The following is a 20,336-nucleotide window of genomic DNA, read 5'->3' as shown; positions in this document are numbered from 1 at the left end:
CGACATGGACGAAACGATGGAGAAGACGGAACGCGTGGTGTGGTCGGGAGAGTGGGTGGCCGGGCGGCTTGGTGTCTCGCTGAGCGGCGGGGACGAACTGCCGGAACTGCTGGGCCTTGCGCTGCGACGCAATCCCAAGCGGGCCCATTTGCTCGTGTCGAACGTGCTTGGCAAGCACGTACCGCAGCGCCCCGGAGTGGTCCAGGGCGCCGGCTACGGGCTCGGTCGCCGGGTACGCGAACTGCTGGGTGACGAGGCCGCCGCGCGTTCCGTCGTCCTGGGGTACGCCGAGACCGCCACGGGTCTGGGGCATTCCGTGGCCGACGGGCTGGCACTTGCGCCGTATCTGCACTCCACCCGCCGACCGGTGAGCGGCGTCGACCAGGTGGGCGGCTTCGAGGAGGAGCACAGCCACGCCACCTCGCATCTGCTGCTCCCGGAGGACCGTGACCTCCTCGCCGGGGACGGGCCGCTGGTGCTGGTCGACGACGAGTTCTCCACCGGCCGGACCGTCCTCAACACCATCAAGGCGCTGCACTCGCGCTTCCCCCGAGAGCGGTACGTCGTCGTCGCCCTGGTCGACATGCGCTCGGACGCGGACCGCAGCCACTTGGAGAAGTTCGCGGCGGAACTGGGCGCCCGCGTGGACCTCATATCCCTGGCCGCGGGCGGTGTACGCCTGCCGGCGGACGTCCTCGAGCGTGGCCAGGAACTTGTCGCCGCCCATGAGGCCGCCGGGAGCGCGGTGCCCGCGACCGGAGGCCCGGCTGCCGCCCGTGCGTCGGCGGGCGGCGGTCGAGGGGACGTCATACGGGTCGACCTCGACTGGCCCGCCGGGGTGCCCGACGGCGGACGGCACGGCTTCACACCGTCGCACCGCGAGCGGCTGGAGGCCGGCCTCCCGGCCATGGCCGCCCGCCTCGCGGAGCAGCTGGACGGCGCCCGCCGCATCCTCGTCCTCGGCAACGAGGAACTGATGTACGCGCCGCTGCGGATCGCCGAGGCCCTGGACACCCGGGCCGCCGCTCCGGCCGAGGGCGCGGAGGTCCACTTCTCGACCACCACCCGCTCGCCCGTGCTCGCCGTGGACGACCCCGGCTACGCCATACGGACCCGGCTCTCCTTCCCCGCCCACGACCGGCCGGCCGACGGACCGGGGGAGCGGTACGCGTACAACGTCGCGCCCGGAAGCGACCCGGCGCGGCGCTTCGATGCCGTCGTGGCCGTCGTCGACTCGCACGGGGACAGCGCCGACCTGCATGCCGCCGGCGGTCTGCTGGACCGGCTCGCCGAGCACACCGACCGGCTGCTGCTCGCCGTCGTCCCGTCGTACACCCCGCAGCCGGCCGCCCAAGCGGCGGAGGAACTCCCCGCACCGCAAGCCCCGCAAGAACAGGCCCGTTCCATGACCCTCCCCGAGCCGCTGCGCGGCCCCGCCTTCTCCTCGTACGCTGCCGACGAGGTCGGTTGGCTGCTGCAGGACCTCTCCGACGTCACCCTGGAAGCGCCCACCGAGGAGCGAGAGGAAGCGATCCAGAGCGGCGGCGCCCACTACGCCGAGTCGCTGCCTGTGGAGTACCAGCCGAGCGAGCAGTACCAGGCGCTGTTCCACAGCGCGTTGCAGACCTCGGCGACCCGGATCGCGCGGGCGGTCGGGGCCGTCACCGAGACCGTGCTCGCCGAGCGCACGAAGAGCCCGGTCCTGGTGTCGCTGGCCCGGGCCGGCACGCCCGTCGGTGTGCTGATGCGCCGCTGGGCGCTGCACGTCCACGGCCTGGACCTGCCGCATTACGCCGTCTCCATCGTGCGCGGCCGGGGGATCGACACCACCGCACTGCGCTGGCTGGCCGCCCACCACGATCCGGCGGATGCCGTCTTCGTCGACGGCTGGACCGGCAAGGGCGCCATCACCCGCGAGCTCGCCCAGGCGCTGGCCGACTTCCCGGGCTTCGACCCGCGGATCGCCGTGCTCGCCGACCCTGGTGGCTGCGTCGAGACCTACGGCACCCGCGACGACTTCCTGATCCCGTCCGCCTGCCTCAACTCCACCGTCTCCGGGCTCATATCGCGCACCGTCCTGCGCGACGACCTCGTGGGCCCGGACGACTTCCACGGCGCCAAGTTCTACCGGGAGCTGGCCGGCGCCGATGTCTCGGGTGCGTTCCTCGACGCGGTCAGCGCGCGGTTCGACGAGGTCGCCGACGCCGTCGCCGCGGATGTGAAGGAGCTCGCCGCCGCCGACCGGGCCCCCACCTGGGAGGGCTGGGCGGCCGTCGAGCGGATCAGTGAGGAGTACGGCATCCACGACGTCAACCTCGTGAAGCCCGGTGTCGGTGAGACCACGCGCGTCCTGCTGCGCCGGGTCCCCTGGAAGATCCTCGCCCAGCGGGGCGCCGGGGCCGATCTCGATCATGTGCGCCTCCTGGCGGAACAACGGGGCGTACCCGTCGAAGAAGTCGACGAACTGCCCTACAGCTGTGTCGGGTTGATCCACCCCCGCTTCACTCGCGGAGCCACGGGTACTGACGGAAAGGCAGTGGCCTCCTGATGAGCGCGATCGTCGCCAGCGACCTCGACCGCACCCTGATCTATTCGGCTGCGGCGCTGAACCTCGCCATGTCCGACGCCGAGGCCCCCCGCCTCCTGTGCGTCGAGACCTACGAACGCAAGCCCCTCTCCTATATGACGGAGACGGCGGCCGGGCTGCTGGCCGAACTGGCCGGCTCCACCACCTTCGTCCCGACCACCACGCGCACCCGCGAGCAGTACGGACGGATCCATCTCCCCGGCCCGGCACCCGAGTTCGCCATCTGCGCCAATGGCGGCCACCTGCTCGTACGGGGCGAGTCGGACCCGGACTGGCAGCGCACCGTCGCCGAGCGCCTCGCCTCGCAGTGCGCACCCCTGGACGAGATCCGCGCCCACCTCATCCGCACCGCCGACCCCGCCTGGCTGCTGAAGGAACGCGTCGCCGAGGACCTCTTCGCCTACCTCGTCGTGGAGCGCCCGCTGCTGCCGGAAACCTGGGTGAAGGACCTCAGCAACTGGGCGGAGGCACGTGGTTGGACCGTTTCTCTGCAAGGCCGCAAGATCTACGCCGTGCCGAAGCCGCTCACCAAGAGCGCTGCCGTCGCGGAGGTGGCCCGGCGCACCGGGGCGTCCGAGATCCTCGCGGCAGGCGACTCTCTTCTCGACGCCGATCTGCTGCTGGCTGCGGACCGCGGCTGGCGGCCCGGGCACGGCGAGCTGGCGGACTCGGGCTGGCAGGCCCCGCATGTCACGGCGCTCGACGAGCGTGGCGTCGCGGCGGGTGAGGAGATTGTGCGGGCCTTCATCCGCGGCGTCGCAGCCCCGGGCCGCGCCTGCTGACGCGTACGGCGACAAAGGCCGCCACCGCCGGCGCCGCTGCCACGAGCACCACCTTCGCATAGACATCCACATAACCGGTCACCTCCTCCCAGTTCTCGCCGAGCAGATAGCCGGCGAGGACGAAGACCGCGTTCCAGATGAGGCTGCCGAGGGTGGTGAGGCCGAGAAAGACCCGTATCGGCATGCGCTCGATGCCGGCCGGTATCGAGATCAGGCTGCGGAAGAGGGGGATCATCCGGCCGAAGAACACTGCCTTGGTCCCGTGCCGCTGGAACCAGCGCTCCGTCTTCTCGACGTCGGAGGCCCTGACCAGCGGCAGCTTCGCCGCGATCGCGACCGTAGGCTCACGCCCGAGCAGCGCGCCCACGCCGTACAGCGCCAGAGCGCCGGTCACCGAGCCGAGCGTCGTCCACACGAGCGCGGACGTCAGCAGCATGCTGCCGCGGCTCGACGCGAAGCCCGCCAGCGGCAGGATCACCTCGCTCGGCAGCGGCGGGAACAGATTCTCCGCGGCGATCGCCAGACCCGCGCCGGGCGCGCCGAGCGCGTCCATGAGGTCCGTGATCCAGCCGGGTGCGGTGTTTCCGATGCTCTCGATCATGTTTTCAACGCTATGAATTCGTGAGCGGCGGCACATTGCGGAAAGCCGCAGAGAAGACTGCGGTTTTCCGCAGTGTGCGCCCGGCCCGGCCCCGCTAGCGTCATGATCGTGCGAGGAGTGATGCGGCGCATCGTGCGCCTGACAACGAGTCTGGGGATCGGCGCCTGCACGGCGGTCGCCGAGCTTTTCTTCACGCTGCTCTGTGCCCTCGTTCTGCCCTTCCTCCTGGCCTGGCCGCGCGGACGGCGGGTCGTACCGACCCCGCTGACCGCCGTCGCCGGGCGCCTGGCCGAGGTCGAGCGCCGGAGGCTTGCGCGGTTCGGTGAGGCGGAGGTCTCCCACGCGTACGCGCGCGTTCGGGCGCTCCAATATGTGGCGGTGCGCTGGGTGCTGGGCGTAGTGGGAATGGTGGTGGTTTTCGCCCCGCTGACGGGGATAGTGCTGTGGGCGGTGGTGGTCTGGCCGTTCACCGATCTGCGGCACCCCGGTGATGTCGCCCTGACCGGCGTCGGCAATCTCTTCTTCCTCTTCATCGCCCTGCAGGGCGTGTTCGGGGTCTCGCATCTGGAAGGACTGCTGGCGCGGCGCTTCCTCGGCCCCAGTCAGCAGGAGGAATTGGAGCGCCGCATCGAGCAGTTGGCGGCCAGCCGGGCCGGCGTCGTCGCGGCGGTCAACGACGAGCGCCGCCGTATCGAGCGCGATCTGCACGACGGCGTGCAGCAGCGGCTGGTGGCGCTCGGGATGCTGCTGGGCCGGGCGCTGCGCAGCCGGGATGGACTGCATGCGGACCAACTCCTGCGCCAGGCCCATGAAGAGAGCCGCCAAGCGTTGACCGAGTTACGGGAAGTGGCATGGCGGATCTACCCCACGGTCCTGGACGAGGCAGGGCTGCGGGCCGCCCTGGAGACGGTCGCCGAACGCTCCGCCGTTCCCGTACGTCTCGACTACCGACTTACCTGTGAGCCCGACACCGCCGTTGCGACGGTCGCCTATTTCGTGGTCTGCGAAGCCGTCACCAACGCCGTCAAGCATTCGGGTGGCGGGCTGATAACGGTCCGCGTCGCCCCGGGCGAGGACAGCGTGCTCGTATCTATCGAGGACGACGGACTGGGCGGCGCGGACCTCTCCGGCAGCGGTCTTTTCGGGCTGGCCCGCCGGGTTGCCGCCCTCGACGGCCGCTTCCGGGCGGACAGCCCGCCCGGCGGACCCACCACCATCACAGCGGAGCTGCCGTGCGTGTAGTGCTTGCCGACGATTCGATCTTGCTGCGGGAAGGGCTGGTGCGGCTGCTGGCCGAGGAAGGGCACGAGGTTGCAGCCGCGGTCGGCGACGCCGATCGGCTGATCGCCGTACTGGAGTGGGCGGAGAGGACGGAGGAGAAGCTCGACGCGGTGGTCGTGGACGTCCGTATGCCGCCCACGCACACCGATGAAGGGCTGCGGGCGGCGGTGCAGATCCGGGAGCGCTGGCCGGGTGTCGGGGTGCTGGTTCTGTCGCAGTATGTCGAGCGCCGCTATGCGACGGAGCTGCTGACCGACGACAGTGAGGGGGTCGGCTACCTCCTCAAGGACCGGGTGGTGGAGGTGGACGAATTCCTGGACGCTCTGGAGCGGGTGGCGGCCGGGCAGGCGGCCTTCGACCCGGAAGTCGTACGGCAGTTACTGGTACGCACCAAGCGCAAGGACCCGCTGGGCACGCTCACAGAGCGCGAGCGGGAGGTGCTCGGCCAGATGGCGGAGGGGCACACCAATGCGGCGATCGCCGTCCGGCTGCATATTTCGCAGAGCGCCGTGGAGAAACACATCAATGCGATCTTCGAAAAGCTCGGCCTCACGGGCGCCACGGGCTACTCGCGCCGGGTGCTGGCGGTGCTGCGCTATTTGGGGGCCTGAGGAGCGCAGAGTGAGGGAACGAGCCGACCGGGATATGGCGACGACCTGCGGAGGGAAGAGTGAACCCGATGGGAGGAGACCCAGTGACCAAGTCCAAGAGCACACCGATCACCCCTGAGCTGTACGACTACGTCCTTGCGCACAATCCGCCGTTGGACTCCGTACAGCGCGGCCTGGTGCAGATGACTCGCCAGCGGTTCCCGGACGTGGCGGGAATACAGTCGGCGCAGGAGCAGGGGCCGCTGCTGGCGTTCCTGGTACGGCTGATCGGGGCTCGGCACATCGTCGAGCTGGGGACGTTCACCGGGTTCTCGGCGCTGTCGATGGCCCAGGCGCTGCCCCCGGACGGCAGGCTGATCGCCTGCGACATCTCCGAGGACTGGACGGCTTACGGCCGGGAGGCCTGGGTGGAGGCCGGGGTCTCGGACCGTGTCGAGCTGCGGATCGGGCCCGCGCTGGACACCCTGCGGGCGATGCCGGCCGAGCCGCACATCGACCTCGTCTATGTCGACGCGGACAAGGCCAACTACATCCCCTACTGGGAGGAAGTGGTGCCCAGACTGCGGCCCGGCGGCCTGGTCGTCGCGGACAATGTCCTCTTCCACGGCCAGGTCGCCGATCCGGCGGTGACCGGACCGGCCCTGGCGATCCGGGAGTTCAACGACCATGTGATGGCCGACGACCGGGTGGAGGCGGTGATGCTCACGGTGGCGGACGGACTGACGGTGGCACGCAGACGGTAACGCAGGACCCGTGCGACGCCCTCTAGCCGCAGCAGCCGCCCCCGCAGCAACCGCCGCCCCCGCCGCCACTGGGGGCGGGGGCGGATGCGGAGCCGCCGACGGCGACTGCGGAGAGGAGCTTCACGGTGTCCTCGTGGCCGTCGGGGCAGATGGCCGGGGCGGAGGACTCGGCCATCGGCCGGTTCAGCTCGAAGGTGGTGCCACACGGGCGGCACCGGTATTCGTAACGAGGCATGGCCACAGGTTAGCCGCGGTGCGGTCAGCGCACGACCGTGCCCGGCGGCGCGCCCAGCATGCCCAGCTCCCCGCGGGTGGGTGCGCCCTCCCAGTCCCCGGGGGAGGCGACCGCGAACGCACCGGTGGTGACCGCACGCGCCAGGCGTCCGGCGAGGTCGGCGCCGTCCAGCAGCGCCGAAAGGTAGCCCGCCACGAAGGCATCGCCCGCACCCACGGCGTCCACCGCCCGTACCGGCTGTACGGGCCGGTGGAGTGAACTGTCGCCGCTGAAGGCCGTCGCTCCGTCCGCGCCCAGTTTGACCACGACCTCGCCGACGCCCAGCTCCAGCAGCCGCGTGGCCTGCGCCGCGATGGCGGCGCTCGGGTCGTGTTCCGGCTCAGGGCCCGCGATCGCGTCGGCGGGCAGACACAGCGGCAGCTCGTCGTCGGAGGCGATCAGGGCGTCGACGAAGGGAATCCACTCACGCAGGACCGGGGAGGCCTCCTCCGCGGTCCAGAGACGAGAGCGGTAATTGACGTCGAGGCAGACCAACGACTCGTGCTGCCGGGCAAGTTGGAGTGCGCGCCGGACCGCGGCAAGGGCTGCCGGGCTCAGCGCGGGGGTGATCCCCGTCAGGTGCAGGATGCGGGGCGGCGCGGCGGAGAAGGCCCGCTCGAGCGCGCTTGCCTGGAGCCGGGAACCGGCCGACCCGGCCCGGTAGTAGTGCACCCGGGTGACCTCGGGGAGGCGGGGCTCAAAAAGGATCAGCCCCGTCGGGGCGTCCGGGTCCGTCGAAGCGGCGGACACGTCGACGCCCTCGGCCCGCAGCGTACGGAGCACCAGCTGCCCCGCCTCGTCGTCGCCGACCGCGCCCGCCCAGTGCACCCGGTGGCCGAGCCGGGACAGACCGATCGCGACATTGCTCTCCGCTCCGGCGATGGAGACGTTCATCGTGCCGCCGAGTTTCAGCGGACCGCTGCCGCGCAGGGCGACCATCGTCTCGCCGAAGGTGAAGACGTCCGGCCCGGAACGCGGATGCCCCTCCCGCAGCGCCGCCCGACGCTCGTCCCAGCCGGTGCGCCCCCTTGCCCGGCCCTCCGCCTGCCGCTCTTCCCGCCCGGTCACCGTGCGCACGCCGCCTTGAACTCCGCCGCGCGCCCGCGCAGCGCGTCCAGGTCGCCGCCGTCCGCCGCGTCCCCGATCAGCGGCGATCCGACGCCCACCGCCACCGCCCCGGCCGCGAAATACGCGCTTGCCGTGGCCGCGTCCACCCCGCCGACCGGAACGAACGGCAGCTCGGGGAAGGGCGCCCGCAGCGCCTGCAGATAGCCGGGCCCGCCGACGGACGCCGGGAAGAGCTTCAGCGCGGACACCCCCAGGGCATCGGCCGCGATCACCTCGGACGGCGTCAGCACCCCGGCGAGCGTCGGCAGCCCCTGCCGTACGGATTCCTCCAGACCGGCCCCGAGACCGGGCGTGACCACCAGATTCGCCCCCGCCTCGGCGGCGCGGCGGGCATCGCCGGCGGACAGGACGGTGCCCGCGCCGAGCCACGCCGCATCGCCGAGTTCGGCGCGTGCGCGCCCTATGACCGTGAGGGCGTCGTGTCCGCTGAGCGAGACCTCGACCAGCGGAATGTCTTCCTCCGCCAAGGTCATGACCGTACGGAAGGACGCCTCCGCATCCTTGCCCCGGATGATGGCGACCAGCCGCTCGGCCCGGAGTGCCGTGCTGAAGTCCATGGGTTTCCTGCTCTCTCCTGCTCCCGTGCCCGAAACGGTCACCATTCTGCGAAGGCGCCGTCCTCATAACGCCAGACGGGGTTCCGCCAGGCGTGGCCCTTGGCATCGGCCGCCCGTACGGAGGCCTCGTCCACCTCCACGCCGAGTCCGGGGCGTTCGGTCCGCAGCAGCGCCCCGCCGTGGAAGCGGAACGGCTCCGGGTCCGCGACGTAATCCAGCAGCTCGGCGCCCTGGTTGTAGTGGATGCCGATGGACTGCTCCTGGATGAGGAAGTTCGGTGTGGTGAAGGCGATCTGGAGGCTGGCGGCCAGCGCGACCGGGCCGAGCGGGCAGTGCGGGGCGAGCTGCGCCCCGTAGGCCTCGGCGAGGGCGGCGATCCGGCGCAGCTCGGAGATGCCCCCGGCATGCGAGATGTCGGGCTGCAGGATCGACACGCCGGCTTGGAGCGGAGCCAGGAACTCACGGCGGGTGAAGAGACGTTCACCGAGTGCGATGGGAATGGTGGAGGTGTTCACGAGGTCATGGACGGCATGCATGTGGTCGCAGAGGACGGGCTCCTCGACGAACATCGGCGCGTATTCGGCCAGCAGCGGAAGCAGTCTGCGGGCGTTGGCGGGGGAGACCCGCCCGTGGAAGTCGAGCCCGAAGTCCCGTTCGTCGCCGAGGACTTCGCGCGCGGTCTCGGCGCGCCGCAGACACGCCCGTACCTCGGCGCGGGTGGCCACCGGGGTCATCCGGCCGCAGCCGTTCATCTTGACGGCGGTGAAGCCCGCCTCGATCTGAGCGGTGAGCGCGTCCCGGATGGCGTGCGGCTCGTCGCCGCCGATCCAGGCATAGGCGCGGATCTTCTCCCGTACGGGACCGCCGAGCAGCTGATGGACGGGGACGCCGTACTGCTTCCCCTTGATGTCCCACAGCGCTTGGTCCAGACCGGCGACGGCGGACGAAAGGACCGGGCCGCCACGGTAGAAACCGCCCTTGGTCATGACCTGCCAGTGGTCCTCGATACGCGATGCGTCCTGCCCCAGGAGGTACTCGGACAGCACCTCGACGGCTGCCCGGACCGGTTCGGCCCGTCCCTCGACCACCGGCTCGCCCCAGCCGACGACGCCCTCGTCGGTCTCCACACGGACGAACATCCAGCGCGGCGGGGCGAGGAACGTCTCGATGCGACTGATCTTCATGGAACGGACCGTCCTTTCGGCGCGGGGTTCGTACGCGTCGTCCTGCCCGCGGCCGTCATGGCTGCGGCCAGGGCCGTCGCCATGGCCATCGCCGTGGTCATCGTGATTGTCGCGCGGAACCGATCAGGAACAGGAGGCCGCCTAAGGGTGTTCGCGGGCGGACTTGTCGAGCAGTTCGAGCATCGCCATGTAGGCGCCGTCGACGTCCCGGTTGTGGACGGCCTCGACGACCGCGGCATGTACGGCATGCGGATGCTCGAATTCGCCGCCGCCGGCGTGCATCGCCCGGTTGCGCTCGATGAGCACGGGCACGATCACCCGGCGCATCTGCGCATAGAAGCGGTTGTTCGACGCCAGCAGCATCGCCGTGTGGAAGGAGGCGTCGGCGCGCACCAGCTGATCCGGATCACGCTCGGCGGCGGCCATCGCGCTCAGCGCGGCGTCGAGCGCCGCGAGATCACCATCGGTACGGCGCTCCGCGGCGAGTGCGGCCGCGGCGGGCTCGATGGACCGGCGGAGCTCGAGCATGTCGGCGAAGAAGTCGGAGGAGGCGCCGGCCGCGAGTTTCCAGCGCATCACGTCGCTGTCCAGGAGATTCCAGTCCTCGCGGGGGCGGACCAGGCTGTCGCCCTTCTGGCGGGCGTCGACCAGACCCTTGGCGGCCAGCACCTTGACCGCCTCGCGCACCATGGTCTGGCTGACGTCCAGCTCCGCCATCAGATCCGGCAGCGAGAGGGTGTCGCCCGTGCCATAGGTGCCGTCGAGGATCCGCCTGGCGAGCGCTTCGACGGTCGCTTTGTGCCCCCCGTGTCCCGCGTCCGAGGCGGCGTTCCCCGACTGCGTCATCCTGCTGCTCCCTGCTCCGCCCCGCGTGTCCGGCCAGCCGTCAGGGCGTACCGAGTCACGACCCCGCCTCGGTACGCCCTGACGTCCTGTTCCCCCGGCTCACGACTCCTTGCTGCCCGTGCCGGTCCCCGTGCCTGCCCCACTGCCGGTCCTGGTGCCCCGGTGGTGGCCGGTGACGCTGGTGCCGGGACCGAGCGAGCCGAGCCCGGCGTGCAAAGTGCCCTGGATCCGCACGCGGAACGACTGCCGTCCGGCCGTCATGCCGGCCACGGGATGCAGCTGTCCGCGGTCGAAGAGCTCCGCTTCCTCCGGGTGCCGGGCGCGCCAGTACGGATTGTCCTGCGACAGCCCGCCGCTCACCCGTCCGTACATCCCGAAGACCAGCAGCATCAGCCCGACCACGAAGCTGAAGAGAACGTTCTGGATCTGGAAGGCGAGGAAGTTCGCCCCCGTCTGCAGCAGGGCCAGGTTCACAAACCCGCTCAGGAGGAAGAGGACGCCCCACACGATGTTGAGGGTCGAGGCGTAGTTCCCACCGATCACCATGCCGGCGACGAGTATCGCTCCGACGACGATCGAGAGCACGCTCAGCGCGCCGTTGGTGTTCAGCCCGGCCACGGTGTCGCCGCCGGTGTCGAAGAAGCCGATGTTGTGGGTCAGGCCGAGGATGCCGAAGGCGACCAGCACCAGCCCCATCAGCCCGGCCCCGATGCGGTAGATCTTGCTGAGCCGGTGATCCACGGGCAGATGCTCATCGAGCCGGGTGTGATGCCGCTTGCCCCGGTGGAAGAGGTTCGCGGGCCCGTGCAGGGTCTGGTCCGTAGCCCCAGTAGCCATATCCGGCCTCCTTCGCGCAGAGGTGCCGCCTGGGCCGTGCTCATTCCAGCATCCGGCAACGCACCGCCGAACGCCATCGCGCCCGGCAACGGACCGGGCCCCGCCCCGCCGGCCGCTGCCCGCGCCTCAGCTGCCGGCCGTGCCGCGTGCGTCCCGGATCTCCTGCACCACCCGGGCCGCCGTCTGCCGTACCGCCTCGGTCTCGGTCAGGAAATGCCACCAGTCCGGATGCCGCCCCTCCAGGCCCGCAACGGCCCGGTCCAGCCGCGCCACCGCCTCGTCCAGCGGGCCGGCATGCCGCGGGTCGGGGGTGTTGCGCCCGGTCATCGCCAGCCGCTGCGCGTCCCGGATCACGAAGCGCGTCCGCTCGACCTCCTTCTGCCGGTCGAACGACACCGCATCGAGCCGCTGCAGCCGGTCGCCCGCCGCCGACACCGCCTCGTCGGTGCCGTCCAGCAGTGCCCGTACGGTCCCCAGCCGGCTCGTGGCATCGGCCCAGCGCTGCTCGTCGCGGGCCTGCTGCGCCTCGCGCAGTTTGACCTCGGCCTGCTTGACGGACTGCGCGGCCTGCTCCGGCACCTGCTGAAGGTCCTGCCAGCACGCCGCGCTGTACCGCCGCCGCAGCTCGCTCAGGACCGGATCGACCTTTGCGGCGCGTGTCGTGATCGCCTGCGCACGCGTCCGCAGCGACACCAGCCGCTTGTCGATCTCCGCCGCCTTCTCCGGCAGCCGCTCGGCCTCGGCCCGTACGGCCTCGGCCTTGCGCAGGACGTCGTCGGCGCGCCGGATCGTCTCCTGTACGCCGTGCTGCCCGGCACCCTGATTGAGCTTGGTCAGCTCCGGGGCGAGCGCCGCCAGCCGGGCCGCCAGCTCGTCGGCCTTCAGCCCCCGGGCCCGGACCGCATCCAGCGCATTGCTCGCCGCCAGCAGCGCCTGCCGCGCCCGCTCCACCGCCGGGGCCAGCCGCGCCAGCTGCGTCTCGGCGCTCTGCAGCAGTGGCCCCAGCCCCTGCGCGAAGCGGTCGAGGTCACCCTTGACCCGGTTCAGCTCGTCCTTGGCCCGCGTCAGATCCGCCCGCGCCCGCGACACCGCCGCGCCGTCCAGGTCGTCCCGGTCAAGATCATGGGAGTCGACGGCGGTGATATAGCCCTGGCTCACCTCATCGATACGGCGGCCGATCCCCTCGTACTCCTCCGCGGCCCGCCGTGCCGCCGGCGAGTTGTCGACCGCGATGATCGTCTCTATGGAGATCCGCAGATCCCGCTGCGCGGTGTCCAGTTCGTAGAACGCCGCCGCCGCGGCATCCTTCGCCGCCTGCGCCTCGGCCCGCTGCCCCTCCCCGCGCCCGAACCACCGGCGTGTACCCCCGCCCGCGAACGACTGCGGAACCATCGCCACCAGCAACGGCAATGGCAGCAGGGCGAGCGTCATGATGTCCCTGACGGGGCCCCCTCGGGGACGACGGCGTGCTCGCTGCTCATGCGGCTGAGTGTGTGTCGCCGTCACTTCCCTCTCCCGATCGGATTCGCCCCACAACCGACTGTCATTCTCCCACTCCCCGGAAACGAACACACCGGCCGGTAAGTTCGCAGTTCGAGCATGGGTTTGCCGTGCAGCCCAGTCGGCAAGGTAGTCTGTCGGCTCGGCCAGGGCGCATAGCTCAGCGGTAGAGCGCTGCTCTTACAAAGCAGATGTCGGCGGTTCAAATCCGTCTGTGCCCACCAGCGCAAAGACCCCCCGTTGACCATGACGGGGGGTCTTTGCCATCCAGGTCTGACATCAGCGGCGCTGGTCAGCCCGCCGCGGGCCGTCTCTTGAGCAGCCTGTCCCTGTGGCTCACGGCCTCACGCTGCGTGTCCTGCACGACGTGCGTGTACGTATTCATCGTGATCGCGATCTGACTGTGCCCAAGGATCTCCATCACGACGCGCGGCGCCACCCCAGCGGCGGTCAGCAGTGTCGCGCAGCCATGCCGGGCATCGTGCAGCCGGACGACACGAAGGTCCGTGTTCTTCGCGACGCGGGCGAAGGAGCGATACGGGTTCCGCGGTTCGATCGGCCGGCTTGCCTGGAGGGTCGGTCGCGTCGGTCTTCACCGATAACTGCGTTCATCCACAGCCGTGCGCTTCGGCCTGCTGAGCAGTAGCACGGCGCATCGGTGGTGCTCTCAGGATCAGGCCCCCAAGTTGTGATCCATCCGGTGCTCTCGCATGGACAGGGAGCGGTGTCATCGCACGGGATCGGTACTCCCTTGTGGCCGTCACTGACGCGTTGTCCAACTTCCCTACTCCCCGCCCTTGCCCCAGCGAGCGACGGTGGCGCGGGAGATTCCTGTCAGCTCGGCGACACGGCGATAGGGCACGTCAGCCTCGATGGCTTCGAGAATCAACGGACGGAGCTTGGCCGCAGGGAACACCTGGCACAGATGAGCCCGTAGGGTTTTGCCCATGGTGACTGCGACTGTCCGCGAGTGGCGTGACGAGGAAGGGTGGGGCGTGCTCGACTCCCCCGAGACACCAGGCGGCTGCTTCGGCCACTACTCCGACATCCAGACGGCCGGCTTCCGTACGCTGTCGCCCGGACAGCAAGTCGACCTCACATGGGAAGCCCCCGGGTTCAAGCAGGACGGGTACGACTACCGCGCGGTGATCATCGTGCCTCGGTCTGCCTGACATCCACACCTGACATCAGCAACGGTGCACGCCCGCGGCTCCTAGTGGCCTGCTGTGTCCTTGAGATATCTCTCGCCGCATGCGGCGGCGCCCGGTTGATCGAACTCACAAAGCGGATGTCGGCGGTTCAAATCCGTCTGTGCCCACCATGCGTGAAGAGCAAAAAGGCTCCGTACCAAGAAAGGTACGGAGCCTTTGTTGTTTCTCCGTGGCGCGCCCCGCCGACCTGCGCTTCTGCGCCGTCGTGTGCCCGTCGTCCGTAGTGCCATGGCTCGCTACGGCCGTGCATGCAGCAGGGAGATATCGCCGGATAGAGGGGCGTAGTCATCACGTGGAGAATTTCGATCGCGTCCTGGGTCGACTCGCGGCGGCAGGCCCGGATCGGCAGGGAAGTCAACGAGATCAGCCATAAGCAGGCGGAGGCGGCCGAGCGGCGGGCGCGTGCGGTGGAGGACGCGCTTGCCGTGGCGCTGCGGATCCTGGGGGACGGGGCGTCCGGGGCCCCGCTGGAGTTCCCCGGGTCGGTGGGCGAGGCGCACGGCGAGGTGCGGCGGGAGGCGCGGCGCCGCGGTGGGCATGGGTTCGCGCTCCGGAATGTGGGGTCGTCGACCGCGTTCGGGGTCCGTGCCGATCCCGACGGCTTGGGGGCGATCGCGCGCAATCTCCCGGAGGATGCCACGGTCTGGCCGGAGGCGCGGGCGGTGGCGGCGGGCTGACGGCGTTCTCGGGGCTCGTGCGAGTTGTTCGGCTTGTTTGTGGTTGTTCGTCGTAGGGCGGCTGTGTATCGTCGCCAGGGATGACTTGAAGTTTCAAGTAAATCTTTGCCCGCCCCGACCTGACACGGGAAGAGCGCTCGCGATGACGTCCCCCCTCGGCACACTCCAGCCCCTCCGGCCCGGTGCGGACACGCGCCACGCCCCTTCTCCGCACGGCTACGACATCGGTCTGCTCCTGCTGCGGATCGCGCTCGGGCTGACCATGGCCGTCCACGGGACGCAGAAGCTGTTCGGCTGGTTCGGTGGCGCCGGGCTCGAGGGGACCGGGCAGTTCTTCGCGCTGAGCGGCTATCCGTCGGGCAGGACGATGGCCCTGGTGGCGGGGTTGAGCGAAGTGCTCGGCGGGCTGGGGCTGGCGATCGGGCTGCTCACGCCGCTCGCGGGTGCGGCGGTCGTCGGCACGATGATCAATGCGCTCGCCGTGAAGTGGGGCGGCGGATTCTTCGCGCCCAAGGGCGTGGAGTACGAGCTGTTGCTGACCGCGGGTGCGGCCGCTCTGGCGCTGACCGGTCCCGGGCGCTATGCCGCCGACCGCCTTCTGCCCGTGTTCCGCGCGCACCGGCTCGTCCATGGTGTGGCCGCGCTGGTGCTCGCCGCGGTGGTGGCCGGGGGTGTGCTGCTGTTTCGGAAGTAGCGCAGGCAGAGGCACGGAAGAACAGTCGGGCCGAGCGTCCCAGGGGCGTTGCGGCGGAAGTTGGGAGTGGGTCTTGTCCGTACGACGTCTCAATCACGCGGTGCTCTACATCCGCGATGTGGCGCGGTCCGTCGCCTTTTACACCGAAGCCCTCGGGCTCACGCTGGACATGGAGATACCGGGCCGCGCCGCCTTCCTCAGCGCCGCAGGCTCGCTCAACGACCACGATCTGGGGCTGTTCGCGGTGGGGCCGGACGCGCCGGGCCCCGAGGCGGGCCGGGCCGGGCTCTACCACCTGGCCTGGGAGGTCGGCACCCTCGGCGAACTGGCGGCGACCGAGGCACGGCTCGCGGCCCGTGGCGCCCTGGTCGGCGCCACCGACCATCTCGTGTCCAAGTCCCTGTACGCCAAGGATCCGGACGGCAATGAGTTCGAGGTGATGTGGCGGGTCCCGCGAGAGGACTGGCCGGGCCCGGACGAGCCGAACCGGCTGCGGCCGCTCGACCTCGCGGCGGAGCTGAAGCGCTGGGGGCCGGACCTGATGACCGGCGCGGCGGCCGGCTCGGCCACCTGACGGGCCGCGCGGTGCCAGGGCCGTACGGGCCGGGGCCGTACGGGCCGGCGGCGTACGGGTCGGGTGTACGGCCGGGTGCACGGGTCCAGGAGCTCGACGCCGCCCGTTCAGAAGGTGATGCCGAGCCCGACGCCGAAGATGTCGCGTTCCACGGTGTCGTGCTGTGGGACCACCGACCGGCAGGAAGAGCATGCGGGGTGTACGCGCCCAGCCCCGTCGGCCGCGGGGTGCGGTCAGTGGCGCCCTGCGCGTGAGTGGGGCAAGGAGGACAGGAAGGCGCGCAGTTCGTGGTCGTAGAGCGCGGTGTTCTCCAGATTGACCATGTGGGCCGCGCCCGGTATTCGGATCCTGCGGGCACCCGGGACGGCGAGGGCGATCGCATGCGCGTTGGCGGCGATGTCCGTGCTGTCGAGGTCGCCGTCGAACACGACCGTCGGCACCCGTATCCCGGACAGCCGGTCTGCCGCACCGACCTCTATGGGCATTCCGGCGCCCATGCCGTCGGCGTGTGCCTCGACCGTAGCGGCGGCCGAGGCGCGCATCCGCTCGCGCAACCCGGGGTGGACGTCGGACGGTTGGCGGTGCGGGCCGTCCACCCACATCCGTAGGAAGTGCTCTACATACCGCTCCATACCGTCCGGTGCGCCGATCGCCGCCACCTGCGCCCTGATGTGCTCCAGGACGAAGGGGTCGGTGAAGGCGCGACCGCTGACCCCCGGTGAGGCGAGCGCCAGGGCACTGACCCGGTCCGGGTGGGCGAGGGCGGCGTCGAGGGCGACCCGGGAGCCGTGGGAGAGGCCGACGAGAACGGCGCTCGGCACATCGAGGGCGTCGAGGAGGGCGCAGAGGTCGTCGTGGTTGGCCCAGTCGCCGGTGACGGTGGAGGAGAGGCCGTGGCCACGGGAGTCGTAACGGATCACGCGATGGCCGGAGCCCGCCAGCCAGGAGAACTGTTCGTCCCACATGCGCACATCGAGCATGCCGCCATGTATCAGCACCACCGCGGGACCCTCACCGGCCGTCTCGTAGAACAGCTCGCCGCCCTGGACCGGAACGGTGCCGTTGTCGAGCTCGGCCCATGCGGCGAATGGGTGGGTCATTGCCTGTGCGCTCCCTTGTGTGACATGGGTGAGTGATGCGGTGGTGTTGAGCCCTGGAGGTCCGGGGCATCGGGTGAGCCCTGGAGTTACGGGGCTCTGGGCTCATTCGAGTTGGTTGTCCTTGTTGTCGGGTTCTTCTGGGGCAACGCGCGAGCCGTTTGCCAGGTGCCGGAATTCCTCGCCGAGTCGGTCGAGTACGCGAAGGGTCGTCGTGACGTCGTCGCTGGACAGGTCGGTCAGCCTGCGGTGCAGCTCGGCGGCCTCGAATTCCTGGATTCCGCGCATCACCTCGCCGCCCTCGGCGGTGAGCTGAATCAGGGACGAGCGGCGGTGTGCGGGATTGGGGGCCGTCACCACCAGGCCCAGCTCCGCCGCGTGGTTCACCCAGCGCTGGACCGGTTGCCGGTCGAGCCCCAGGGTGCGGGCCAACTGCGGCACCGTCCGGGGGCCTTCGCTGCGCAGGGCGTCGAGCAGTGCGTGTTCGCCGGCGGTCATGCCGGTGCCTTCCAGCTCGCGCTCCACTGCGCGCACGATCGTGCGATGCAGGGGCCACAGGCGTCGTATGACGTCGTACAGCAGCTCCTCGGCGGGCTCCGGCCGGCCGCCGCCGTTATGTGCCTCAATGTCGGCCGCGGTGTCCGTCGCGGTGTGGGTCGCGGTGTGGGTCGGAGTATTCGTCGAGCTGTCCGTCGGGCTGTCCGTCGAAGTGTCTGTCGAGCTATCTGTCACGGCATCCCCTTAATGACACTGATGATGTCATGATGACATCGAAGATGTCGTTTGGGAAGGCGCTTTGCGCGGAAGGATGTTGGTGAGGCGAGAGGCGGTCGAGGATGGGAGGCGGGGTGGAGGATGACGGTGCGTCTGCTGCGTGTGGTGGGGGCGGCCACCGCGGTGTACGGGGTGGCGGTGACCGTGATGCCGGACCTGCTCGCCAGGCCCTCGGGGCTCGTCGACGAGGAAGGGCGGAGTGCACGGGCGACCCGGACGTCGCTGCGTCCGCTCGGCTGGCGGGATGCGGCGAGCGGGCTCGCCATGGTGCTGGCGCCCGAGGGGCCGGCGCTGCGCACGGCGGCGTATGTGCGTATCGCGGCGGACTTCGGGGATGCCGCGCTGCTCGCGGCGACCTTGCCGGGGCGCGGACGGAAGGTGAAAGCGGTGGCGGTGTCGCTGGGGTGGGGTGCGCTGTCGGTTGTGGGATTGCTGGGTGATGCCTAGTCGGTCCGGGGGAGAGGGGCTTCTTCAGGGGTGAAGGTAACGATGAGGTCGGCGCGGTCGCGGGTCGCTGCCACGGTGCGGGCGTTGGCCTCGTCCGAGGCGTGGACGAACCGTTCGGCGTCGGCGCGTGGGCGGCCGAACCGCTCGTGGCGGTCGACCAGGCGCCGAACGCGTTCCGGGGCGTCCAGATCGACGTACCAGACCTCGTCGAGCAGGGAGCGGATGCGGGCCCATGGTGCGGAGTCGAGAAGGAGGTAATTGCCCTCGGTGACGACAAGGGAGATGTGGGGTGCCACGGGGATGCTCCCGGCGACCGGCTCCTCAATGCGGCGGTCGAAGGCCGGGGCGTAGACGGCGGTGCCGGGGTCCGGGGAGCGCAGGCGGGTCAGCAGGGCCGCGTATCCGGCGGGATCGAAGGTGTCGGGCGCGCCCTTGCGGCCGGTGCGGCCGAGGCGGTGCAGCTCCGCCTCGGCGAGATGGAAGCCGTCCATCGGGACGAGCGCCGCCTGCCCGGCAAGCTCCGCCACCAGATGTGCGGCGAGGGTGGACTTGCCGGCGCCCGGCGGGCCCGTGATGCCGAGCAGTCGGCGGCGGTCCGGGCGTGCGGACGCGGCGAGCCGGCGGGCGCGGGAGAGGAGGCGCTGGGGATCCATGGTGCCTCCATCGTGCCCGATCGCCCGCCGGTCGCCGGTGTGGGGCCCGGCCGCGCCGAGGGTCAGCGCTGGTACTCCATCCCGTACTTTGCGCCGATCTCATTGAGGCGCTCGAGATCGGGGTGTCCGTCCTTCGTGGCCACCGGTCCGGCCTCGAACATGTCCTCCACGAACTCCTCCCAGCCGCCGGGTGACGAGATCTGCAGACATCGTGCGGGCGGCTGGGAGGCGTTGCGCAGCGCATGCGGTACGCCGTGCGGCAGCAGGGCGCAGGTGCCGGCGGTCAGTCGGTGGGTTGCGCCGTTGATGTCGACCTCCATCTCGCCCTCGAGGATGTAGAGGATCTCGTCGGCGTCGTGGTGGATGTGCGGCGGGATGTCGATATGGAGCTGGGTCTCCAGGACGGAGAGCCGGCCCTCGGTGTCGTCGGTACGGGCCTTTACGGCGAAGCCCGGCGGGAGGGGGACCCGGCCCGGCCGTCGTTCGCCGGCCGGCAGTACGAAGAAGCGTTCTGCCGGCGGCCTGGGCTGCCTTGTCTCCTTGGGCATGGTCATCGCTGATCCTCTCCGGGACGGGAAGGTGTGAACGAGAGGGGGAAAGCATAAGTGGAAACGGAATCCTGTTCCGTTTGTCTACGCTAGCAGTAGCATCGGCGATGTGGCAGCCTCCTCGACCTCCCCCGCACCGCAACGCAGGCCGCGTGCCGATGCCGAGCGCAACCGCACCCGTGTGCTCAACGCCGCGCGCGAGGTGTTCCGCGCGCGCGGCGACGAGGCGCAGATGCCCGAGGTGGCCCGTGCGGCCGGGGTCGGAATCGGGACCGTCTACCGGCACTTCCCGAACCGGGTGGCTCTGATCGCCGCCGTGGGGGAGCAACGGCAGGCGGAGATCGTCGAGTTCGGGCGTACGGCATGTCTGCCGTGTGCGGAGGCAGTGGAGGGGCTGGCCGCCTACCTCCGGCACATCGGGGAGGTGCTCAGCGCCGAACGCGGGCTGTCCGCGTCCATCGAGGCGGCATTCGGGTCCACCGAACCGGCCGGGGAGGGGCGGGCGGGGGCCGAGGCCGTCGCCGCCCAACTGCTCGCCCGCGGCAAGGAGGAGGGCACCGTACGGGCGGATGCCGAGGTCGTGGATGTGGTGATGATCGTGTGCGGGCTGGCCGCGGTGATCCGTAATGACGCGGGGGACTGGCGCCGCTATGTGCGCAACGCGTGCGCGGGGCTGAGGGCTTAGGGGTGGCGGCGGGACCGGGACCGGGGTTCAGGCCGGGACCGAGGT

The 20,336-nt window shown here is 70.6% G+C and carries 23 protein-coding genes, 1 tRNA gene and 1 pseudogene; 12 read left to right on the top strand and 13 right to left on the bottom strand.

Features of this window, described 5'->3' with window-relative positions:
- Positions 1 to 4: 4 nt before the first annotated feature.
- On the top strand, positions 5 to 2,548 hold the full coding sequence (locus tag AB0D04_RS15100) for a phosphoribosyltransferase (RefSeq protein WP_362702983.1): 2,544 nt from the start codon (positions 5 to 7) through the stop codon (positions 2,546 to 2,548).
- The gene (locus AB0D04_RS15095; RefSeq protein WP_362702981.1) at positions 2,548 to 3,369 is read left to right on the top strand and encodes an HAD family hydrolase; all 822 of its coding nucleotides are present in this window, start codon (positions 2,548 to 2,550) and stop codon (positions 3,367 to 3,369) included. The genes AB0D04_RS15100 and AB0D04_RS15095 overlap by 1 nt, the downstream gene beginning before the upstream one ends.
- On the opposite strand, the gene AB0D04_RS15090 is transcribed toward AB0D04_RS15095, so the two are convergent.
- Positions 3,332 to 3,970, bottom strand: a complete 639-nt coding sequence (locus AB0D04_RS15090) for a DedA family protein (protein WP_362702980.1) — start codon at positions 3,968 to 3,970, stop codon at positions 3,332 to 3,334. The genes AB0D04_RS15095 and AB0D04_RS15090 overlap by 38 nt on opposite strands.
- Positions 3,971 to 4,090: 120 nt before the next feature.
- On the opposite strand from AB0D04_RS15090, the gene AB0D04_RS15085 reads away from it, so the two are divergent.
- The 3 genes from AB0D04_RS15085 to AB0D04_RS15075 all read left to right on the top strand — a co-directional run bounded on the left by AB0D04_RS15085 (position 4,091) and on the right by AB0D04_RS15075 (position 6,605).
- Entirely contained in the window at positions 4,091 to 5,212 is a 1,122-nt protein-coding gene (locus tag AB0D04_RS15085; RefSeq protein WP_362702979.1) for a histidine kinase, read from the top strand.
- Positions 5,203 to 5,862 carry a response regulator transcription factor gene (locus tag AB0D04_RS15080; RefSeq protein ID WP_362702977.1) on the top strand — a complete coding sequence of 220 codons (660 nt, stop codon included), beginning with the start codon at positions 5,203 to 5,205 and terminating at the stop codon, positions 5,860 to 5,862. Before AB0D04_RS15085 ends, AB0D04_RS15080 begins: the two co-directional genes overlap by 10 nt.
- Before the next feature lie 83 nt (positions 5,863 to 5,945).
- Positions 5,946 to 6,605, top strand: a complete 660-nt coding sequence (locus tag AB0D04_RS15075) for an O-methyltransferase (protein ID WP_362702976.1) — start codon at positions 5,946 to 5,948, stop codon at positions 6,603 to 6,605.
- 22 nt (positions 6,606 to 6,627) lie between these two features.
- Here the strand turns inward: AB0D04_RS15075 and AB0D04_RS15070 are convergent, their stop codons facing one another.
- The 7 genes from AB0D04_RS15070 to AB0D04_RS15040 all read right to left on the bottom strand — a co-directional run bounded on the left by AB0D04_RS15070 (position 6,628) and on the right by AB0D04_RS15040 (position 12,862).
- Positions 6,628 to 6,840, bottom strand: coding sequence for a zinc ribbon domain-containing protein (locus AB0D04_RS15070; RefSeq protein ID WP_362702974.1), 213 nt, complete (start codon positions 6,838 to 6,840; stop codon positions 6,628 to 6,630).
- Between the two features lie 24 nt (positions 6,841 to 6,864).
- Entirely contained in the window at positions 6,865 to 7,872 is a 1,008-nt protein-coding gene (locus AB0D04_RS15065; RefSeq protein ID WP_362703044.1) for a sugar kinase, read from the bottom strand.
- Between the two features lie 71 nt (positions 7,873 to 7,943).
- On the bottom strand, positions 7,944 to 8,564 hold the full coding sequence (locus AB0D04_RS15060) for a bifunctional 4-hydroxy-2-oxoglutarate aldolase/2-dehydro-3-deoxy-phosphogluconate aldolase (protein ID WP_362702972.1): 621 nt from the start codon (positions 8,562 to 8,564) through the stop codon (positions 7,944 to 7,946).
- 38 nt (positions 8,565 to 8,602) lie between these two features.
- Entirely contained in the window at positions 8,603 to 9,748 is a 1,146-nt protein-coding gene (gene dgoD, locus AB0D04_RS15055) for a galactonate dehydratase (RefSeq protein WP_362702971.1), read from the bottom strand.
- Between the two features lie 141 nt (positions 9,749 to 9,889).
- Positions 9,890 to 10,594, bottom strand: a complete 705-nt coding sequence (locus AB0D04_RS15050) for an FCD domain-containing protein (RefSeq protein WP_362702969.1) — start codon at positions 10,592 to 10,594, stop codon at positions 9,890 to 9,892.
- 99 nt (positions 10,595 to 10,693) lie between these two features.
- Complete coding sequence (locus AB0D04_RS15045) at positions 10,694 to 11,431, bottom strand: DUF4383 domain-containing protein (RefSeq protein ID WP_362702967.1); 738 nt, start codon at positions 11,429 to 11,431, stop codon at positions 10,694 to 10,696.
- 126 nt (positions 11,432 to 11,557) lie between these two features.
- Positions 11,558 to 12,862 carry a hypothetical protein gene (locus AB0D04_RS15040; RefSeq protein ID WP_362702965.1) on the bottom strand — a complete coding sequence of 435 codons (1,305 nt, stop codon included), beginning with the start codon at positions 12,860 to 12,862 and terminating at the stop codon, positions 11,558 to 11,560.
- Positions 12,863 to 13,080: 218 nt separating this feature from the next.
- On the opposite strand from AB0D04_RS15040, the gene AB0D04_RS15035 reads away from it, so the two are divergent.
- Positions 13,081 to 13,155: transfer RNA gene (locus AB0D04_RS15035), tRNA-Val, on the top strand.
- 68 nt (positions 13,156 to 13,223) lie between these two features.
- Here AB0D04_RS15035 and AB0D04_RS15030 read toward each other — a convergent pair.
- A pseudogene (locus AB0D04_RS15030) lies at positions 13,224 to 13,493 on the bottom strand (tyrosine-type recombinase/integrase); the annotation flags it as partial.
- Between the two features lie 385 nt (positions 13,494 to 13,878).
- Here AB0D04_RS15030 and AB0D04_RS15025 point away from each other — a divergent pair.
- The 4 genes from AB0D04_RS15025 (at position 13,879) to AB0D04_RS15010 (ending at position 16,087) form a co-directional block, all read left to right on the top strand.
- Complete coding sequence (locus AB0D04_RS15025; RefSeq protein ID WP_362702963.1) at positions 13,879 to 14,103, top strand: cold shock domain-containing protein; 225 nt, start codon at positions 13,879 to 13,881, stop codon at positions 14,101 to 14,103.
- Between the two features lie 446 nt (positions 14,104 to 14,549).
- On the top strand, positions 14,550 to 14,819 hold the full coding sequence (locus tag AB0D04_RS15020) for a hypothetical protein (RefSeq protein ID WP_362702961.1): 270 nt from the start codon (positions 14,550 to 14,552) through the stop codon (positions 14,817 to 14,819).
- Positions 14,820 to 14,961: 142 nt separating this feature from the next.
- The gene (locus AB0D04_RS15015; RefSeq protein WP_362702960.1) at positions 14,962 to 15,513 is read left to right on the top strand and encodes a DoxX family protein; all 552 of its coding nucleotides are present in this window, start codon (positions 14,962 to 14,964) and stop codon (positions 15,511 to 15,513) included.
- 73 nt (positions 15,514 to 15,586) lie between these two features.
- Entirely contained in the window at positions 15,587 to 16,087 is a 501-nt protein-coding gene (locus tag AB0D04_RS15010) for a VOC family protein (RefSeq protein WP_362702959.1), read from the top strand.
- A gap of 233 nt (positions 16,088 to 16,320) precedes the next feature.
- On the opposite strand, the gene AB0D04_RS15005 is transcribed toward AB0D04_RS15010, so the two are convergent.
- Positions 16,321 to 17,187 (bottom strand): alpha/beta fold hydrolase, encoded by an 867-nt coding sequence (locus AB0D04_RS15005; protein ID WP_362702957.1) that lies wholly within the window; start codon positions 17,185 to 17,187, stop codon positions 16,321 to 16,323.
- Positions 17,188 to 17,289: 102 nt separating this feature from the next.
- The gene (locus AB0D04_RS15000) at positions 17,290 to 17,916 is read right to left on the bottom strand and encodes a MarR family transcriptional regulator (protein ID WP_362702956.1); all 627 of its coding nucleotides are present in this window, start codon (positions 17,914 to 17,916) and stop codon (positions 17,290 to 17,292) included.
- Between the two features lie 123 nt (positions 17,917 to 18,039).
- Between AB0D04_RS15000 and AB0D04_RS14995 the strand changes: the two genes are divergently transcribed.
- Complete coding sequence (locus AB0D04_RS14995) at positions 18,040 to 18,405, top strand: hypothetical protein (RefSeq protein WP_362702955.1); 366 nt, start codon at positions 18,040 to 18,042, stop codon at positions 18,403 to 18,405.
- Here the strand turns inward: AB0D04_RS14995 and AB0D04_RS14990 are convergent.
- The gene (locus AB0D04_RS14990) at positions 18,402 to 19,058 is read right to left on the bottom strand and encodes a nucleoside/nucleotide kinase family protein (protein ID WP_362702953.1); all 657 of its coding nucleotides are present in this window, start codon (positions 19,056 to 19,058) and stop codon (positions 18,402 to 18,404) included. The genes AB0D04_RS14995 and AB0D04_RS14990 overlap by 4 nt on opposite strands.
- A gap of 62 nt (positions 19,059 to 19,120) precedes the next feature.
- Positions 19,121 to 19,612 (bottom strand): cupin domain-containing protein, encoded by a 492-nt coding sequence (locus AB0D04_RS14985; protein WP_362702952.1) that lies wholly within the window; start codon positions 19,610 to 19,612, stop codon positions 19,121 to 19,123.
- 103 nt (positions 19,613 to 19,715) lie between these two features.
- Between AB0D04_RS14985 and AB0D04_RS14980 the strand changes: the two genes are divergently transcribed.
- On the top strand, positions 19,716 to 20,291 hold the full coding sequence (locus tag AB0D04_RS14980) for a helix-turn-helix domain-containing protein (protein ID WP_362702951.1): 576 nt from the start codon (positions 19,716 to 19,718) through the stop codon (positions 20,289 to 20,291).
- The last annotated feature ends 45 nt before the right edge of the window (positions 20,292 to 20,336 follow it).

Origin of the sequence: Streptomyces sp. NPDC048483, assembly GCF_040651455.1 — a bacterium.
Classification (GTDB): domain Bacteria; phylum Actinomycetota; class Actinomycetes; order Streptomycetales; family Streptomycetaceae; genus Streptomyces.
The sequence above is the reverse complement of the archived record's forward strand: the minus strand, read 5'-3'. Positions and strand labels throughout refer to the sequence as shown.

Coding starts and splice junctions, on each gene's coding strand:
- AB0D04_RS15100 (WP_362702983.1), top strand. CDS start 5: ATGGACGAAACGATGGAGAAGACGGAACGCGTGGTGTGGTCGGGAGAG.
- AB0D04_RS15095 (WP_362702981.1), top strand. CDS start 2,548: ATGAGCGCGATCGTCGCCAGCGACCTCGACCGCACCCTGATCTATTCG.
- AB0D04_RS15090 (WP_362702980.1), bottom strand. CDS start 3,970: ATGATCGAGAGCATCGGAAACACCGCACCCGGCTGGATCACGGACCTC.
- AB0D04_RS15085 (WP_362702979.1), top strand. CDS start 4,091: ATGCGGCGCATCGTGCGCCTGACAACGAGTCTGGGGATCGGCGCCTGC.
- AB0D04_RS15070 (WP_362702974.1), bottom strand. CDS start 6,840: ATGCCTCGTTACGAATACCGGTGCCGCCCGTGTGGCACCACCTTCGAG.
- AB0D04_RS15060 (WP_362702972.1), bottom strand. CDS start 8,564: ATGGACTTCAGCACGGCACTCCGGGCCGAGCGGCTGGTCGCCATCATC.
- dgoD (WP_362702971.1), bottom strand. CDS start 9,748: ATGAAGATCAGTCGCATCGAGACGTTCCTCGCCCCGCCGCGCTGGATG.
- AB0D04_RS15050 (WP_362702969.1), bottom strand. CDS start 10,594: ATGACGCAGTCGGGGAACGCCGCCTCGGACGCGGGACACGGGGGGCAC.
- AB0D04_RS15045 (WP_362702967.1), bottom strand. CDS start 11,431: ATGGCTACTGGGGCTACGGACCAGACCCTGCACGGGCCCGCGAACCTC.
- AB0D04_RS15040 (WP_362702965.1), bottom strand. CDS start 12,862: ATGACGCTCGCCCTGCTGCCATTGCCGTTGCTGGTGGCGATGGTTCCG.
- AB0D04_RS15025 (WP_362702963.1), top strand. CDS start 13,879: ATGGTGACTGCGACTGTCCGCGAGTGGCGTGACGAGGAAGGGTGGGGC.
- AB0D04_RS15015 (WP_362702960.1), top strand. CDS start 14,962: ATGACGTCCCCCCTCGGCACACTCCAGCCCCTCCGGCCCGGTGCGGAC.
- AB0D04_RS15005 (WP_362702957.1), bottom strand. CDS start 17,187: ATGACCCACCCATTCGCCGCATGGGCCGAGCTCGACAACGGCACCGTT.
- AB0D04_RS14995 (WP_362702955.1), top strand. CDS start 18,040: ATGACGGTGCGTCTGCTGCGTGTGGTGGGGGCGGCCACCGCGGTGTAC.
- AB0D04_RS14990 (WP_362702953.1), bottom strand. CDS start 19,058: ATGGATCCCCAGCGCCTCCTCTCCCGCGCCCGCCGGCTCGCCGCGTCC.
- AB0D04_RS14985 (WP_362702952.1), bottom strand. CDS start 19,612: ATGACCATGCCCAAGGAGACAAGGCAGCCCAGGCCGCCGGCAGAACGC.